The 17,605-nt window shown below is 47.7% G+C and carries 17 protein-coding genes; 14 read left to right on the top strand and 3 right to left on the bottom strand.

All coding sequences use genetic code 11. The features are described 5' to 3' along the window. The 10 genes from AC0YNT_RS14975 to AC0YNT_RS14930 all read left to right on the top strand — a co-directional run. The coding region (locus tag AC0YNT_RS14975; protein WP_475805314.1) for a WIAG-tail domain at nucleotides 1-1,342 on the top strand (1,342 nt) is incomplete at its 5' end. A 187-nt stretch (nucleotides 1,343-1,529) separates the two neighbouring features. After that, nucleotides 1,530-2,339, top strand: coding sequence for a glycosyltransferase family 2 protein (locus AC0YNT_RS14970; RefSeq protein WP_475805313.1), 810 nt, complete (start codon nucleotides 1,530-1,532; stop codon nucleotides 2,337-2,339). A gap of 27 nt (nucleotides 2,340-2,366) precedes the next feature. Then, nucleotides 2,367-3,089: a sugar phosphate nucleotidyltransferase gene (locus AC0YNT_RS14965; protein ID WP_167279557.1), complete on the top strand. Its 723-nt coding sequence runs from the start codon at nucleotides 2,367-2,369 to the stop codon at nucleotides 3,087-3,089. Between the two features lie 16 nt (nucleotides 3,090-3,105). Continuing rightward, nucleotides 3,106-4,464 (top strand): glycosyltransferase family 2 protein, encoded by a 1,359-nt coding sequence (locus AC0YNT_RS14960; RefSeq protein WP_475805312.1) that lies wholly within the window; start codon nucleotides 3,106-3,108, stop codon nucleotides 4,462-4,464. A gap of 97 nt (nucleotides 4,465-4,561) precedes the next feature. After that, nucleotides 4,562-4,849: a nucleoside-diphosphate sugar epimerase gene (locus AC0YNT_RS14955; protein ID WP_167279559.1), complete on the top strand. Its 288-nt coding sequence runs from the start codon at nucleotides 4,562-4,564 to the stop codon at nucleotides 4,847-4,849. A 21-nt stretch (nucleotides 4,850-4,870) separates the two neighbouring features. Beyond that, nucleotides 4,871-5,203: an alpha-helical endospore appendage domain-containing protein gene (locus AC0YNT_RS14950; RefSeq protein WP_475805311.1), complete on the top strand. Its 333-nt coding sequence runs from the start codon at nucleotides 4,871-4,873 to the stop codon at nucleotides 5,201-5,203. Further along, nucleotides 5,200-5,508 carry a hypothetical protein gene (locus AC0YNT_RS14945; protein ID WP_475805310.1) on the top strand — a complete coding sequence of 103 codons (309 nt, stop codon included), beginning with the start codon at nucleotides 5,200-5,202 and terminating at the stop codon, nucleotides 5,506-5,508. Before AC0YNT_RS14950 ends, AC0YNT_RS14945 begins: the two co-directional genes overlap by 4 nt. Next, nucleotides 5,505-5,786, top strand: coding sequence for a hypothetical protein (locus tag AC0YNT_RS14940; protein ID WP_475805309.1), 282 nt, complete (start codon nucleotides 5,505-5,507; stop codon nucleotides 5,784-5,786). The genes AC0YNT_RS14945 and AC0YNT_RS14940 overlap by 4 nt, the downstream gene beginning before the upstream one ends. Nucleotides 5,787-5,894: 108 nt before the next feature. Then, entirely contained in the window at nucleotides 5,895-6,995 is a 1,101-nt protein-coding gene (locus AC0YNT_RS14935) for a CgeB family protein (RefSeq protein WP_475805308.1), read from the top strand. A gap of 11 nt (nucleotides 6,996-7,006) precedes the next feature. After that, nucleotides 7,007-8,116, top strand: a complete 1,110-nt coding sequence (locus AC0YNT_RS14930) for a CgeB family protein (RefSeq protein ID WP_475805307.1) — start codon at nucleotides 7,007-7,009, stop codon at nucleotides 8,114-8,116. Between the two features lie 8 nt (nucleotides 8,117-8,124). On the opposite strand, the gene AC0YNT_RS14925 is transcribed toward AC0YNT_RS14930, so the two are convergent. Then, nucleotides 8,125-9,126 (bottom strand): beta-ketoacyl-ACP synthase 3, encoded by a 1,002-nt coding sequence (locus AC0YNT_RS14925; protein ID WP_475805306.1) that lies wholly within the window; start codon nucleotides 9,124-9,126, stop codon nucleotides 8,125-8,127. Nucleotides 9,127-9,299: 173 nt separating this feature from the next. On the opposite strand from AC0YNT_RS14925, the gene AC0YNT_RS14920 reads away from it, so the two are divergent. Then, nucleotides 9,300-10,187: a YhcN/YlaJ family sporulation lipoprotein gene (locus tag AC0YNT_RS14920; protein ID WP_475805305.1), complete on the top strand. Its 888-nt coding sequence runs from the start codon at nucleotides 9,300-9,302 to the stop codon at nucleotides 10,185-10,187. Between the two features lie 207 nt (nucleotides 10,188-10,394). Here the strand turns inward: AC0YNT_RS14920 and AC0YNT_RS14915 are convergent, their stop codons facing one another. Continuing rightward, nucleotides 10,395-10,619: a helix-turn-helix domain-containing protein gene (locus AC0YNT_RS14915; protein ID WP_006040330.1), complete on the bottom strand. Its 225-nt coding sequence runs from the start codon at nucleotides 10,617-10,619 to the stop codon at nucleotides 10,395-10,397. Between the two features lie 187 nt (nucleotides 10,620-10,806). Then, entirely contained in the window at nucleotides 10,807-12,435 is a 1,629-nt protein-coding gene (locus AC0YNT_RS14910; RefSeq protein ID WP_475805304.1) for a catalase, read from the bottom strand. 186 nt (nucleotides 12,436-12,621) lie between these two features. Between AC0YNT_RS14910 and AC0YNT_RS14905 the strand changes: the two genes are divergently transcribed. The 3 genes from AC0YNT_RS14905 to AC0YNT_RS14895 all read left to right on the top strand — a co-directional run bounded on the left by AC0YNT_RS14905 (nucleotide 12,622) and on the right by AC0YNT_RS14895 (nucleotide 17,554). Beyond that, nucleotides 12,622-14,226, top strand: a complete 1,605-nt coding sequence (locus AC0YNT_RS14905; RefSeq protein ID WP_475805303.1) for a response regulator transcription factor — start codon at nucleotides 12,622-12,624, stop codon at nucleotides 14,224-14,226. After that, nucleotides 14,223-15,998, top strand: a complete 1,776-nt coding sequence (locus AC0YNT_RS14900; protein WP_475805302.1) for a cache domain-containing sensor histidine kinase — start codon at nucleotides 14,223-14,225, stop codon at nucleotides 15,996-15,998. The genes AC0YNT_RS14905 and AC0YNT_RS14900 overlap by 4 nt, the downstream gene beginning before the upstream one ends. 119 nt (nucleotides 15,999-16,117) lie before the next feature. Then, nucleotides 16,118-17,554, top strand: a complete 1,437-nt coding sequence (locus tag AC0YNT_RS14895) for an ABC transporter substrate-binding protein (RefSeq protein ID WP_475805301.1) — start codon at nucleotides 16,118-16,120, stop codon at nucleotides 17,552-17,554. Nucleotides 17,555-17,605 lie beyond the last annotated feature (51 nt).

Below are 17,605 nucleotides of genomic sequence, written 5' to 3'. Positions count from 1 at the left end.
CGACAGCATCACGAGCCGTAAGCTGGTAGATGAAAGTGTCACAACCGAGAAGTTGGCCGACGAAGGTGTCACAACTGATAAGCTTGCGAATAGCAGCATAACAACTAGCAAGCTGGCTGATGAAAGTATAACGAGTGAGAAGCTGTCCAATGAGAGCATCACGAGTGATAAGCTATCAGGGGAAAGTGTTACGACTGAGAAGCTAGCGAGCGGCAGCGTAACAAACAGTAAACTGTCAGACGAAAGTGTGACAACCGAGAAGCTTGCGGACGACAGTATTACGAGCCTTAAGCTGGTAGATGAGAGTGTCACGAATGAGAAGCTGGCTGATGAGAGCATCACAGCTGAGAAGCTTGCAGACAGAAGCATCATAAGCAGCAAACTTGCCGATGAAAGTGTTTCGACTACGAAACTTGCAGATAGCAGCATCACAAGCAGCAAGCTGGCAGACGAAAGCATAACAAGCGAGAAGCTGGCAGGCGATAGTGTCACAGGAGATAAGCTTGTGAATAGCAGCATTACAACTAGCAAGCTGTCAGAAGCAAGCGTGACAACTGAGAAGCTTGCAGACAACAGCATCACAACCAGCAAGCTGGCCGAGGAAAGCATCACAACTGGGAAGCTTGTTGACGGAAGCATCATAAGCAGCAAGCTGGCGGACGGTAGTGTTTCATCTGCGAAACTGGCAGACAGCAGCATCACAAGCGGAAAGCTGGCGGATGGGAGTATCACCTTTAATAAGCTAGCAGACGGAAGTGTCTCGGCTACTAAACTTGCACAGGAAAGTGTGACGACTGCAAAGCTTGCTAACGAAAGCATCACTAGCGAGAAGCTGACGGACGAAAGCGTCACTACCGAGAAGATAGCTGATGAGAGTGTGACGAGCGAGAAGCTTGCGGATGAAAGTGTGACGAGAGAGAAGCTTGCGGAGGACAGCGTATGCGGCTGGCATATTGCTCCCGAAGCCATCACACTGGAAAAGTTAGCGCCAGAACTTGTGTCAGCTTTATTCCCGGAAGCAGTAGTCGATGAAATGATCGAGCAGTCAGAACCGGAACCAGCGCCGGCCTTTATTCGATCAACGGGAAGCGGCCAAGTGATTCAGCAATTTGGGCTTGCTCCGTATTCCTTCTTCAAAAAGGGTAAACAGCTGGAAATCGAGATTCTATTCGAAGAATCATTCAGTGATACCAATTACGTCATAACTGCTATCTGTGATAATCCAGAATGTTATGTCTCTATATTTAGCAAATCCGAGGATAGAGCTATTCTTAATATTATTCGCTCTAGAGGATCATTTGAACCTGAAGGATATATGAACTGGATTGCCATTGGCCGATAATGTTCATCTTTTTCATAGAGGATTGGAAGCGCGGAGTACGCTTCTATCCTCTTTTTTATTTATAGCGGGACATCCGTCTTGGAAGTTGTACAAATGCCGTTGCACCAGCAGGAGCAATACATACTATGTGATGTACATCAATTAAGCTTGTAAATTTTAATAGGCATAAACTGAGGTGATTTAGTGGATGAAACGCGCAGAGCGATTGATAGGCAGCCGGGCAGGCAGCCGATCATCGGAGCACGGATCTTACAAGCCTCATCCTAATCCGATTGTATCGGTTATTATCCCTGTAATGAATGAAAGATCGACCATCGGGCGCGTGATTCGCGAAGCTGCAAAAGTACATCCTCGGACAGAAGTTATCGTTGTGGCTAATGGTTCTAAGGATGGTTCAATTGCAATTGCTAGGAAGATGGGAGCTAGAGTGCTGCAATACGAGAAGCCCCTTGGTCATGACGTAGGAAGAACGATAGGGGCTCTAGAGGCCAAAGGTGAGGTCCTGCTTTTTATTGACGGCGATATGGTTATATCAGCCTCTCATTTGCGCCCTTTCATTCACGCGGTGAAAGAAAGAGGAGTAGATGCGGCACTGAACAACTATTCAGGCCCCGTTCATAAAGTGAATGTTCATAGTGTGGTGCTTGCAAAACATGCTTTAAACGCGGTTCTGCAAAGGCCAGATCTGAAAGGTATTTCGTTTACAGCCGTACCCCATGCCATTAGCCGAAAATGTCTAGATACGATTGGGGCATCAGCCTTGTCTGTTCCTCCGCTTGCTCATGCAATGGCTGTTAAGGAAGGGCTTAAGGTTGCTGCCGTACATGCCGTTAATGTCGGCAAATTAAATAAACCTCGCCCGGAGCGGGAGAGGAAAAATCCACTTGAACGGTTAATTCTAGGCGATCATTTGGAGGCGATCTATTGGCTGCTTTCATGCACAGATGAACGGGGCGGGTTCGAAGATCGGCTGCGTAAGCGCGAGATGGCCTTGTAAGTCTGAACATGATAGGAGGTTTGTACAATGAAAGCTGTTATATTGGCAGGTGGAACGGGATCGCGGCTTATGCCTTTAACTTCTTATATCAATAAGCATATGCTGCCTGTCGGTAAACATCCAATGATCCATCATGGTATTCAGTCCCTGCAGAAAGCAGGGATCCAGGATATTCTGATTATCACGAATCGGCAATCTGCAGGAATGTTCATTCAATATTTCGGAAGTGGACATCAAATGAAGATGTCGCTGGCGTATCGGATTCAAGAGGAAGCCGCTGGCATTGCGGACGCCTTGCAGCTTGCAAGACCGTTTATCAATGATGGGGAAAAGTTCCTTGTACTCTTGGGCGACAACTTATTTGATGAGGATTTAACACCATATGTGGAAGATTTTCAGAAGCAGGCAGAGGGAGCGATGGTGCTTCTTAAGCAGGTTGATGACCCGCGCCGCTATGGCGTTCCGGTCTTCAGTCCCTCCGGTACCATCCTTCATATTGAAGAGAAGCCTGCCGAGCCAGAATCCGATCTATCGGTTACTGGTCTATATATGTATAGTACTGATGTCTTTCAGCATATTGAGAATATTAGCCCGTCCAGCAGAGGGGAGCTGGAGATTACAGATCTTAACAATCTCTATGCAGCCGCTGGACTATTAACCTACAGGGAAATATCCGGCTGGTGGATCGATGCAGGAACATTCGAGTCGCTGAGGGAAGCATCCGCCCGATATTGGGATAAAGAATACTAGACGGGAGAGATCATACGTGAGACGAAAGTCGCGGAACATCCGTCGTCTCAAGCTCGCACCGACGCAAGAAGGCAGGCGCTTGGACAGTTATCAGGCCGGTTTGCAAGCGGGGTACAATCAGGGGCTGCAAGCAGGTCAAAGCAGCTACCACACTTTATTCGATGGAACCAGCATCATCATCCCGAGCTATAATCAAGTGGATTATTTGAGAGCATGTATCGATAGTATTATGGATAATACTGAGCAGCCTCATGAAATTATTGTGGTCGATAATGCATCAACCGACGGGACTGTAGAATATTTGGAACAGCTCGACGGGCAGGTGCGGTATCGAGTTTTAAGCGAGAATTTCGGATTTTCCGGGGCGGTAAATATGGGGCTTATGATGGCCAAAGGAACAACTATGGTCGTTCTTAATAATGATACGCTCTTGACGGATAACTGGCTTGGCAACATGCTGATCTGTCTGCACAGTGATCCAACGATTGGACTGGTAGGTCCTGTCACCAATTATATTAGTGGAGATCAACAGATTCAGGTCCCTTATGTGAGTGTTGAAGATATGCCTGAGTTTGCTAGATTGAATAATATTTCCGATCCGAAGCGATGGGAGAGAACAGACAGACTTCCAGGCTTTTGCCTCTTGTTCCGGCGGGAGCTGTGGGAGAAAATCGGCTTTCTGGATGAAGGCTTCGAATACGGCAACTATGAAGATGATGATTATAATATTCGGGTCCGGCTGCTTGGGTACTCCCTTGTTATTGCGAGAGATTCATTTATCCACCACTTCGGAAGTGTAAGCATTAAGGCGCTTGGTGCCCAGCTTGAAGAAGTGACAACCCGAAATATGGTTTACTATATGACCAAATGGAATAATCCGTACGCTTGGATTCATCAGCTTCGTGCAAGTGAGCATGGCAATTCTTCCTCTTCCCTGATGACGAAAGGGGAAACCGCCTTTTATCCGGAGGGAATTGTGGTTAAGGGAATTGGACAACAAGCCTATTGGATTGAGAATGGAGTCAAGCGGCCTATTGAAGGTGGTTGGTCCGGGCCGGTTGTAAGGCTTCCTCAAATCCTCATTCGTAACTGGCCGGTAGGCGAGTCTCTGTCTGCCTTAGAGGCTGAGATCAAATGGCAGTCACTGTATTACGTTCATCACGGTGCGTCATTACACGGACAAATTGCAAGCGGACTTGATGGTTTCCTCTACTATCTGGAGCATGGCATGAAACGGAAAGTGATTACCGAAGCGGCAGCTGTCGCCTGGAATTTGAAAGAGAGAGCTAAATATCCGCTAACGGTTGAACAGCTGGAAGCACTACCGGAAGGGCTGCCGCTTATTCCTCCAGTCAAGCTGCGACAAGCGTTGTAGGCATGCCGCATGTATCACCCTTTTTACCTGATGCATATGCTGGTATGACGACATCTGTAGAGAGCTAAGGATATTGCTGCCAGAGGAGGGGACCGTATTGCAGCAGATCGTAAATGAAATTATTGAGCACCTATCTCATTCCCATCATCAGATGGCCCGTATGATTGATTCCAAGCGTCATGTTGTCGTGCGGATGGCCGAGGTTGTGAAGGCGATTCCCGATAAAGATCCGAACTTTGGGGGGACGGATGGGCTGCTGTCCAATACCCAATCCTTGCTAGGCGGAATAGTCTCTTACTTGACGACGATTGCGGAACTGCAAGAAACACTTGCAGCACAGCTGACGTTTACCGTTCGCGAGCTTCGTCTAGAAGATGAGGAGTGAATCGGAAGGAGGACGTCTGTCATGAATCGTGAACAGGCTTATAAGCGTATGCTTGGCGCTACCGCCAATATGCAGTGGAACATCGCTATGATGCTGGAAGCTAAAGCAGAGGAAGCCGAAAAAGCACGTAATTGGATATGCAACCATATCACATCGGCTTCCTTCCTTGGTGAACAAACGCAAATGAAACAATCCGCTCAAATCAATGAGCAGGTTATTGAAGTATTAGACGGCGTAAACAAAATGAGTCAAGGGATTCTCTCTGTCATGAAGTCCGTTCTGCAGAAATCCAATGAGGGCGGGGGCGACGGAGACGACGAGGAAATGCTATTTGGCATGGGTGATATCGATTGAGCCTGATCACTCATAGAGAGAGGGAAGTGAAGCTGGAGCTTCTGTCTTCTTTGGCTAGAAGCCAAGCTGCACTTGCCCGTATTCTGGATAGTATTGCTGTCGTATCGGAGGCATCACCTGAGCTTGCGAGAAACATTGCAGAAAATGTGAAGCTGTTGACTGAAATGCAGGAGAATATAACGGAAGCTGTAACTGGGCTGTCTTTGAAGCGTAAGCGCAGGAAGATGGGCAGCCCCGTTCATCCATGGCTGAATACGAAGATTACAAGAATAAGAACGTCATCACGAAGGAGGCGTTTGATATGAAGAAGAAAGCTGCCTCTGCTGCGAAACGGAAAGCCAAACGCAAGCCTCATGTCCGTACGAAACGTAAAACAGCAGGAGCGCGGAAGCTGACCGGCAAGAAAACAGGTAAAGGCACAATGAGCCGCCGGAAGTCAGCGGTTAGAAAGAGAAGAAGAAAAAGCTTCGATTCCGTAAGTTATGATGAAGGCTTTAATCAAACCTATAACGAAGGCTATAACGCTGGTTTTGCTAAAGGGTTCGAAGATGGGCATCAAATTGCTTACGAGACGCAGGTGTAATATCAGCGATACAGGTCTTAGATCTGCCTTGTTCATGCCCATGATGGACAAATCAGGAATAAGGCTTTTTTTGTATAATCATGAATGATGGGCAGGTGAAGGGGTATTTTGAATACGGCAGCAGAAGTGTCGTTTCAAACGGGCAGGCAGCAGGGCTTTGCAGCCGGATTCCATACAGGATGGCGGGATGGAGCTTGCGAATGGGCCAAAGCGGCTTCCATTACTCCGCAGCCAGAAATACAGCCTTTGCGAGTCTTATATATTCCGCAAGGTTCATTAGGATTTGAGGCGATTGACTCCGGAATTATTCTTGCCCTGCAGAGATGCGTCAGCGAAGTTCTGGTAGGCACGCAGGAGCAATTGTTGGAGCAGGCCATTGCTTTTCAGCCAAATATGATGATTGTGCTTAATGGCTTATATACGTTTCCTCCCGATCATTTGCAGCAAATAGATGCGATAAAGGCTCTTGGCATCCGTACAGTGATCTGGTTTGTAGATGATCCTTATATGACGGATCAAACGGTCCCAATTGCTCTTCATTATGATGTTGTATTGACCCATGAACGGAGTACGGTTCAACTGTACCAGCAGCATGGCTGCCTGCAGGTACATCATATGCCATTAGCAGTGAATGAAGCGATATACCGGCCGTTTCGGGCGGAAAAGTTGTATGAGTATGATGTTTGTTTTATCGGGGTCGCTTTCTGGAATCGGGTAGAGTTGTTTGATGCTATTGCCAAGCAGCTGTCTCATAGGCGGTTGTTTATTGGCGGAGGGCAATGGGAGCGGCTAAACCATTACTCCCTGCTTAAGCCTTTCATTCAATCGCGAGAGATTATACCAGAGGAAGCTGCCCATTATTATAACGGCTCCAAGATTGTCATTAATCTGCACCGGACTGACGTTCCCGGAAAAGATAATCAGAACGAAGCGCAGCTGCCAGGGCTGTCGATTAATCCAAGGACGTATGATGTAGCAGCCTGTGCTACGCTGCAATTAACAGATATCCGTGACGATCTCATTCATCAATACCGTCCAGGTCATGAGATTGAAACGTATAACGGGGCAGCCGAGCTGCTGGAGAAGATTGATTATTATTTGACTCATGAAGAAGAACGGCTTCGCATTGCGATGAGAGGGTTATATCGGACTTTACGAGATCATACGATGACGACGCGAATGGCATCGTTATTGACATTATTGAAGTAGGAGTGACGAATATGGCGCCAGGGCTCAAAAGAAAGCCCGATGAGGAGGCTGGGCGAGCGGCAGGGTTTCAATTAGGCTGGGATCATGGCTATTGGTACGGTTTATGCGAATCGGCAATTAGCCGTATTCCGCAAGTAAACCAAGTATGGCCGATTCATGCCATGTTTGTTGAGACGGGTAAAGGCTTCCCGTACTCGCCAATTGATGAAGCGGTAAGAGAAACCTTGTCTACCTTCGTTCAGCGCTTGACAGTGGTTAACGGCACCCAGCCGGTCGCGGAGATCGCGATTGCAGAACGGCCGGATATTGTAATCGTGCTTGACGGCCTGCAATTTGATGTCGGGCAGATCATTGCGATGAAGGATAACGGGATTCGTACGGCGATCTGGCTGACGGATGATCCTTATTATATGGACATTACGACAAGCCTCGTCCCTCATTACGATACGGTATTCACGCTGGAGAGGAACTCCGTCGACTATTACAAACAGCTGGGCTGTCAGCAAGTGCATTATTTGCCCTTTTGCTTTCACCCAGCCCAATACCGGCCAACGAATCCTGATCGATCGATTCGAAAGGAAATTACATTTATAGGTTCTGCTTATCTAAATAGGGTAAGCTACTTCAATGAATTAACTTCTTACCTGGCAGGCAAAGACACCTTAATATCCGGTATTTGGTGGGATCGGCTAACCCAATATGATCAGCTTCGTTCCAAAATCAAACTGAATCATTGGATGGGGCCAGCGGAAACCTCCCTCACTTATAATGCCTCCAAAATTGTAATCAATATGCATCGAGCACATGATGATGCGCTGTATAACAGCAATACAATTGGGCTGACTGCCGTTTCGCCGAATCCACGTACGTTCGAGATTGCGGCTTGCGGCGTCCTGCAGGTATGCGATATTCGTGACGATCTGGCCTCATTCTTTATACCAGATGTAGAGATTGTAACGTATTCTTCTCCCATGGAGCTTGTACAGAAAATGGATTATTATCTGAGCCATGAACAAGAGCGGAAACAGATTGCCCTTCGAGGCATGTATCGTGCTTTCCGGGATCATACGTATGCGAATCGCATTCATACGATGCTGTCGATCTTATTTCCGCTGACTTGATAGAGATATTAAATGGACCAGCGCAAAATGACGCCAGATTGGGTCAGTCCACCGCCAAAGCCATAAAGCAGCAGCAGATGTCCAGGCAACACACGCTGGTCGCGGACAGCGGCGTCAAGAGCAAGTGGAATGGATGCAGCTGATGTATTGCCGTAATGCTCAATGCTCGACAAAGCCTGCTGCTCGCTTATGCCGGTCCGTTCGCATAACGCGTCAATTATGCGCTGATTCGCGTTGTGCGGAACGAACCAGTTCATCTGGGAAGGTGCATAGCCGCTTTCATGAAGCAGATTGGAGATCCCTTCAGAAACTTGGCTTAAAGCCCAGCGGTATACTTCACGTCCATTTTGTACGATACGGCTTGTAGTATCGATATCCGCTGCATTAATTGTGGAGGACAAGCCGCTGCGGTAAACATGATGTCCACCTAATCCGTCCGTATGAGAGGAGGCAGCCAGAATGTCGCCTTCAGAACTTGCTGCGACTGTGGCTTCCATTAATATAGCGCCAGCTCCGTCTCCAAATAAGATGCAGGTCGTCCGGTCGGAATAGTTCGTTACTTTAGACAAGGTTTCTCCGCCAATAACAAGAATTTTACGGTAAACTCCCGACAACAGCAGACCATTAGCAAGCTGAATCGCGGATGTGAATCCGGCACACGCAGCCTGGATATCGATGGCACCACATTGCATGATGCCAAGTGCTCCTTGAACTTGTGCGGCTACGCTTGGGATAACATTATCGGGAGTGGAGGTTGCTACAATAATGTAGTCTACATCTTCGACATCTACTCCGTAACGCTCTTGCATGTTGCGAACCGCCTCTATACATAAATCGCTTGTGAACTGATCTTCGGCTGCAATACGGCGTTCACGAATGCCAGTACGCTGCACAATCCATTCGTCAGAGGTCTCAACGATTTGTTCTAAGTCTGCATTGGAGAGAATCTTCTCCGGCGTATAAGTGCCAATAGCTGTAATAACGGCATTTGAACGGAATTGCTTTTCCATGATAAACAGCTCCTTCACAATTTTATATTTAGTACCTGGTACTAATACTTGATAATAACTTACTCAAACAGAGAGGATTTGTCAAGGGTTACGGCAGGATAGCTTCGTAATCATCCGCACACAATAATGGACGGGTCAAAGCCTAACTAAACGAATGGAGGAGTGGCCAGTTTATGAAAAACAAATTCATTCTTCTCACAGCAAGTGTGGCTTTAGCAACAACGTTAGCGGGATGTGCAGCTAATCAGGGGGATATAGGCAACAAAAATATTCGTCCCAATAGTGTACGTTATGATGCTAACGGTAATGCGATCCGTAATCTGGCAGTTCCGGGTGCGATGACAGACAAACGTTTCGCCAATGACCAGATGAACGAGATGAATCGTGTCAATGGCCGTCGCCTCAACAGCAACAACATTGTTGGCAGTCATAAAAATTATAAAATGGAAATGAGCGATGAAATCGCGAAGCGGATTGTAGCATTAAATACCGTCAAATCAGCCAATGTGATGCTGACAGACAATAACGCTTATGTGGCCGTATCCTTCGAGGATCATGTAAACGGCTTAAGCGCAAAAAGCATCAGCCGTACAAATAGAAGCTATGCAAACCCGATTACCGATACTAACCGCAGCATGAATGGCACATATGGTGCGAATGGGAAGTACGGCATGAACGGGATGAATGGCACGTATGGCATGAATCCAGCGATGGACGGCAATGGTACAACGGGTAGGGGCTACAACAACAATAGCAGTGGCATGCGTGGTCTGAGTATGACGAATACCGGAGAAAGTCAGCTCACGGATAAAATTAAAAGTGATATCGCTGCCGAAGTTAAGCGAATACACCCTTCGATTCAAAATGTTTATGTATCCGCAAACCCGGATTTTGTGGACCGCATGAACAGCTATATGGGCGATGTTGCACTTGGCCACCCAATACAAGGCTTTGTATCTGAATTTAATGCGATGGTTGAACGGATTTTCCCGGCTAATGCAACCAGGCTGAATTCGCCAAACGAAAAGCATACTTCCCCGTATATCTATGATCGTCGTTAACACACAATAGAATAAAAAAAGGGCCCGCTTGCAAAAGCGGGCCTGTCCTAGAAAATGGTATCAACTGTGGGGTTGATGCATATGATTGTATCGAAGAAAGCTTAGCGTAAGATTAAAGAACTTTGTCGAAATTGAAACAAAGTAAAACCCCGCCCCTTTTATGGAAGGAACGGGGAAGCTAGATAGCCCAAATCGAGGTTGGGTTGGTTAGATTTGTAACTCCCCAAGCTTGATCAGCTCGACAACCGCTTGTGAACGACCTTTAACGTTCAATTTTTGCATGACATTGGAAATGTGGTTGCGGACGGTCTTCTCGCTAATAAATAATTGCTGTGCAATGTCTCTAGTTGTCTTATCCTGCACCAGCAGCTCAAATACCTCGCGTTCACGATGCGTTAATAAAAACTTGCTCTTATGGTCGCTACCCTTCAAGTTTGTCACCCCTCCTTGCTCGGGTTTTTATGGTTTAACAAGGTTAAGGGATACAGTCAAAATTATAGTATGAATTGGCCGTGGCAATGGTGCTGTATGTAGGGAAAATGGGCGCTTATAATAAAGAAGGGCTGTCCATCCTGTCATGTTGATGACCGGTTGGACAGCCCTTCTATTTGTTTGCGATCTAGTAGCCGTCCGTCCGATGTCCCAGTTCCTCGGCAATTTCCATGCCTTCGCCAGCCGGAAATGTACCGATATGATCGGATTTCATCGCAGCCGATTTCTTGATGGATTCCGCGACAAGGCGGCCATACTCCGGATCAGCATTGGTCAAATTTGCAAGCATCTTCTCTTGGATGACAGGTGCACAGGTCGATAAAGCATCACCGAGGTTATGAACAAGTTCATCACGTTCCCATTGCTCCAGCTTCCGGAATGTATCGCCGGCTTGACCGAAGTTGTTTGTCCGGTCGATCGCTTGTTGAACCAGATTCGCATCATAATGCGGCTTATGCGGCTCGCCGGAGGCTTCAGCCTCTACAAGGCCGTTTAAGCTTGACGGCTCATAGTTGATATGTGGATTTTGCCCAGGAGCTACATCTACATAGAAGGACATTTGGCCGTCACGCTGATTCGTCGCGGCACGTTTTTTTGGCGCATTAATCGGCAGCTGCAAGTAGTTCGCGCCAATACGGTAACGCTGGGTATCCGAGTAGGATAATGTACGCCCTTGCAGCATTTTATCGTCTGAGAAGTCTAGTCCGTCCACCAGAACCCCCGTACCAAACGCCGCCTGTTCTACTTCTGCAAAGTAATTTTCCGGGTTTTTGTTAAGTACCATTTTGCCAACAGGAATCATCGGGAATTTGTCCTCATCCCATAGTTTTGTGTCATCAAGTGGATCGAAATCAAGCTCTGGGTGCTCGCCATCCTCCATGATTTGAACCTTCAGCTCCCACGCTGGATAATCGCCGCGCTCAATCGCTTCATACAAATCCTGTGTCGCATGATTGAAGTTTTTTGCTTGGATTTCTTCCGCTTCACTTTGAGTTAGATTGCGGATACCTTGCTGCGGATCCCAATGATATTTGACCAGAACAGCTTCGCCTTGCGCATTTACCCACTTATATGTATTTACCCCAGAACCTTGCATTTGACGGTAGTTAGCCGGAATACCCCATGGTGAGAACAGGAAGGTAATCATATGCGTTGCTTCAGGGGAATTGGATACGAAATCAAAGAAACGCTCCATACTCTGAATGTTGGTTACAGGATCTGGCTTAAAGGCATGAACCATATCCGGGAACTTCATCGCATCGCGGATGAAGAAGACTTTCAGATTGTTGCCAACCAGATCCCAGTTGCCGTCTTCGGTGTAGAACTTTGTAGCGAAGCCTCGAGGATCACGTAGTGTTTCCGGCGAATGCCCGCCGTGAATAACGCTGGAGAAGCGAACGAAGACTGGCGTTTGTTTCCCTTTTTCCTGGAACAGCTTCGCTCTCGTATATTTGCTGATTGGTTCGTTGCCAAAGGTTCCATATGCTTCGAAAAAGCCATGTGCACCGGCGCCACGCCCATGCACGACACGTTCAGGTACACGTTCCCGGTCGAAGTGTGTAATTTTCTCGATAAATTGATAATTTTCTAACGTGGCCGGACCACGGTTGCCTACTGTTCTGGTGTTCTGGTTATCTGTTACGGGATGACCCTGCCTTGTTGTCAGCGTCATATCCGTTTCTCCCGCCGCTTTACGGTTATCTGCAGCTCCGCCAGCTCCGGTTGCGTTTGTGCCATTCATCTCATTTGCAGACATTATAACTTTACCTCCATTTCCATAATTCAGGTGATTGACCACATCCTCCACTACTATTCCTCATTCGCTTCAGGATTATGAGATTAATGGTAAATTTGTTTCTTTTGGGTATGCCCCTATTCAGGCTTGCGGCCGCGTAGTACTGTATTAGAAAACGGCCTGCATCAAGGGGGAAGGAAGTACGATATGAACATTCTGATCGTCGACGATGAACCAAGGCACTTAAGAGGGATGGCTGGCATGATCCAATCGATGCGTCCGGAGGCAAAAGTGACTACGGCCAAAGACGGAGCAGTTGCACTTGCCATGGTAAAAGAAAATTTGCCAGATGTAGTGCTGAGCGACATTCAGATGCCTAATTTGGATGGTCTAGCTTTCTTGAAGCTGCTTAAGGAAGAAGGCTTGCAGACCAAGGTTGTTATGGTGTCTGCCTACAATCTGTTTGAATATGCCCAGACTGCTATTCGGCACGGCGCTTATGATTACTTGCTTAAGCCTATAGACAGAGAGAAGGTGGAGACGCTGCTGCAGCGGCTGGAGGAGCAATTCGCGTCAGAAGCCAAAGAGCGGGGGGAATCTGCTGAGTTAAAGCAAAAGCTTGAACTTGCATCTCCCGCTTATCGAAGCCGGATGCTTCATCAGTGGCTGATCGGCGACCTGCCTTCGGACCAAGGTGCCGAATTGGAGGAGTGGCCGCTTCTTCAGGAGGTGAATGTCCTCCTGCTGACAGATATCAGAAGATTAGAAGCAGAGGAAGCGCTTCCGCCTCAACTGCTGGAAGAGCTGTCCGAGAAGCTCAGGAGCTTCGCTGAGAAATTTGGACAAGCGTGTGTATTTCCGCTTCAGACCATGCAGCAGGGAGACAGGCTTGTTACCGCGCTGAAGCTCGGACAATTGTCAGACCTGTCAGCAGCAGAGCTTGCTGCAGCACTGAGGGATTGTACATCTTCCTGGCAGCTGCATGGCAAAGTCATTCACGGGATAGCTGTCCGGATCGTTCAGGAAGGCATACCGGATATGTATCAGAGGGCGGAGACGGCCTTGCATTATGCTTTCCATGATGAATGGCTGGGAGTTGTAGCTGCGGAGGAGATTGCGGCATATGAGCCGAAGGAAGCGCTCTATAAGCTGGATGGAGAGTTGTTGTTCGAAGCCCTTCAAGAAGCTTCCTTCAAGAAGGCAGAGGAAATGTGCCAAGAAGCGTTCAAGACTCTGGCAGCCGGCGGTTACACCGAGCCAAAGCTGATGATCAATTATGCTGCGTTAACCTTGATTAAGATCAAAAGCCGTACCTCAGGTATTATTGATCCACAGGTTGGAAGCGTACTCACGGAGACAGCTTCCAACTCGATTCCTTCCTGCAGCACTAGCGATGAGCTGCTGAAGCAGCTGATGTGCTGTCTGAGTGCTGTTCATCAGGCGCTTACGGACCGGAAGCAGGGCAGCGGTGATGCAGCTGTGGAGCAGTGCTTAAGCTGGATTCAGTCCCATTACTTTGAGGATATTACGCTTGAGATGGCAGCCGAGCAGTTCCATTTCAATCCGTCTTATTTCAGCACGTTGATCAAAAGCCGTACTGGCCGTTCGTTCTCGGATCATCTGACTGAATCGCGGATACGGGAAGCGAAAGCGCTGCTGGCATCGGGGAAGCTCAAAATATACGAAATTGCAGAACGCTGCGGTTACCGGGATACGAAATATTTTACCCGAATCTTCAAACGGCAGGTCGGCTTGTCGCCGGAAGCTTATAAGCATACAGCACGTCCATTAACCGGAGGCGATTCACGATGACATTCAGGAAGAGGCTGCTGCTCAGCTATTTGATACTGATTGCACTGCCGCTGCTTGTACTCAGCTCACTATTCTACCGGACAAGCCTTAATGTTGTGACCGAGCAGGCACAGAAAAATGTGTACGATGTGGTCATGAAAAATAATGATGTGATCGACACGAAGCTTGGCATCGCGGATCAGAACAGCCGGGCACTATTTGTGGACAAAGACCTGTTCCAGATTTTTAACGATCTCAATCCGGCAAAGGAAGAAGAACTGCTGGCGGCTGACCGACAGATTACAGCTATTTTAAGCAAATATTACTCTCTCAATGAGGATGTCTATTCGGCACAGCTGTGGACCTCCTATTACAATTTTGGAAGCTCCGTGCAAATGCCGCTTGGCAATCCGGTACAGTCAGACATCTATAAGGAGGCTGTTAAGGCAGGCGGGAAAATGGTCTGGTATCCGACGTACGATTTTATTCAGATGTTCAATCAGCCATGGCTGGAGAACGGGTCGATCGACTTCCGTTACTTGTTCTCGGCAACAAGACTGCTCAATTTCTCTCATATGGAGGACAGCACCCTTGTGAAGCTGAAGCCGGAGGTAGAACGTCCCGTGCTTACCATCAGCTTCAAATCAACCGTGATGGACCAATTGTTCGAGAAGAGTATTCCTGCCGGTTCCACTTATATGGTGCTGAATCCGGAAGATATTGTTGTCGCTTCAAGCGATTCAACGCTCGTTACAAAGCCGTTTAAGGAAGACTGGCTTGACCAGTTCCGTGATAAGGATGGCGGGACAGCGCGGATTAAGATTGACGGGCGCAATCAGATTGTCAGTTATGCCCGTTCCGAAATAACAGGATGGCTGTCCATTGTTGTTACTCCTCAGTCTGTACTTGTTGAAAGCCTTGTGCCAGTTATACGTACCTCCACGCTTGTCAGCGCTATTGCTTTAAGTGTTGTTGCTCTCCTATTTGCTTATTTCATTCTGAGCCGCATCACCGGACCGATCAAAAAGCTGATGAGTGCCATGCGGTCGGTTGGCGAAGGGGATTTCGGGACTCGTGTCGAGGTGACAAGGCAGGATGAGTTTGGACTGCTCTCACAGCGCTTTAACCGGATGAATGACCGGATTGAAATGCTTGTGAAAGAAAATTATGAGATTAAGCTAAAAGAGAAAGAAGCCGAAATTCAGGCACTAAATATGCAGATGAATCCTCATTTTCTGTACAATACGCTCAATATTATGAACTGGACAGCCATTGAGAACAATCAGACCGAACTCAGCAAGATGCTCGTCTGTTTATCCAATATGCTGCATTATACGTCCCGGAAGGACTGGGGAGCCGTTCATCTGACAGACGAGCTGGAATGGATACGCAATTATTTCTTCATCATGTCAGCACGATTCGAAGGGAAATTCATCGTTTCATATGAGATCGAGCCGGTACTTTATGAGGAGAAAGTGCCGAGGCTGCTATTCCAGCCCTTTGTGGAGAATGCGATACTGCATGGGTTCAGCGGCATGGAGGAAGGCGGGGAAATTACAATTCGGGGCTGGATCGAAGGGGACAGCCGGTATTTCGAGATCAGCGACAATGGGCGTGGAATCAGCAAAGAAGGTATAGATACAATTTTATATAAGGAATCTGCATCTGTTGGCATTAAAAATACGATTTCGCGTATCCGGATGGCGTATGGTGACGAGTATGGGATCCGCATAGACTCCACTCGAGGCAAGGGGACAAGCATTGTGATCCATCTTCCGCACAAGATCCAATAAAAGTCCACCATTCTAGAAATGCTCGGGTTTTGTAAGCGTTATCTATGATCTACAATAAAAACAATCATAGACTGCAGCTATGAACCATGAGGATGGAAATAAGAGAGGGGCTCGAAAAAATGATTATGAATCGATGGAAATACACTTCCGCGTTTATGGTTGCGGTTCTGTCAGCTGTACTTGTTATGTCTGGCTGCACCAAGTCTGATAGTTCTAATGGGAATTCTCCATCCAGTGATAACACAAGCACTTCAACAAACAATGCCGGAACCGATACGAAGAGCGGCGAGAAAATTACACTGAAGCTGACCGGATGGGGCGCACCGGCAGAAGTAGCGGCATACAAATCTGCCATTGCCAATTTCGAGCAGGATCATCCAAACGTTAAAGTCGAATTTCAATCGATTAGCAGCGGTGATTACGATACAAAGCTGACGACGATGGTTGCCGGCAACGATGAGCCAGATGTTGCGATGATGGAGTCTGCGACGATTGCCTTTCCGCTCGCTGAAGAAGGCAAGTTCCTGAATTTGCAGGACTTCCTTGCAAGCGATCAGCAAATTACACTCGACTCAATCGTTCCGAATATTACGTATTCCCAAGCGCCGGGCAATATTATCGGCATCGGCCCAGGACCGGAAACATTCGGACTGTTCTATAACGAAGATGTATTCAAGGATGCTGGTATCGAACCGCCTCCATCTGATATTTCCAAAGCATGGACCTGGGATCAGTTCGTCGATGTCGCGAAACAGTTGACGCTTGATAATAAGGGACGTAACGCGACAGATCCAAACTTCGATCCTAAAAACATTAAACAATTTGGTATTAACCTTCCGACATGGTGGGGGCAATACAGTAACTTTATCTATTCCAATGGTGGGGACTTCCTGTCAGCAGACGGTAAGACCTTCGCTCTTAATCAACCAGCCGCTGTAGAAGTCATTCAAAAGCTTGCTGATCTGATTAACGTGTATCATGTCGCTCCATCTCCTCTGCAGTCGAAAAATATCCCGGGAACAAACGTGGCGCTGCAGACGAAGAAAGTCGCTATGGCTATCGATGGACAATGGGCTACTTCATCACTTGCTGAATCCAAGGTTCACTTTAACGTAGGTGTCCTGCCTGTGATGAAAGAACCGGTAACAACGGTTGTGGCCGGCATGTTCTCCATCTTCAAATCGACTAAGCATCCACAGGAAGCTTGGGAGCTCTTGAAGGCGCTGCTTGACCCGGAAGCATCGCTTGATATGCTGACAAACGGAACTTGGATGCCAGCTCCTAAAGACTGGTATACCGACAGCGAGAAGCTGGCGAAGTGGACGAAGGATCTGCCTGCCCGTCCATCCGGCTACCAAGGCGCAGTTATCGATATGCTGCTCAATCACAGTCATGCAACTCCAACGGCTTATGTGAAAAACTTCAATAAAATTATGGATGTCGTAAATCCCGCTCTGGATAAAGTGTGGCTGGGCAAACAGTCGGCCCAGGAAGCTCTTGATTCCATCGCCGCGAAGGCACAGCAGCAGGTGCAAGGCCGGCGTGACGTCGAGTAAGCAGTCTGCGGTAGTGGACTAAAGGAGAGGACAGCGGTTCTTGGCTCCAAG

The sequence above is a fragment of the Paenibacillus sp. J22R56 genome, from assembly GCF_056269375.1.
This window is presented reverse-complemented; position numbering and strand designations above follow the sequence as displayed.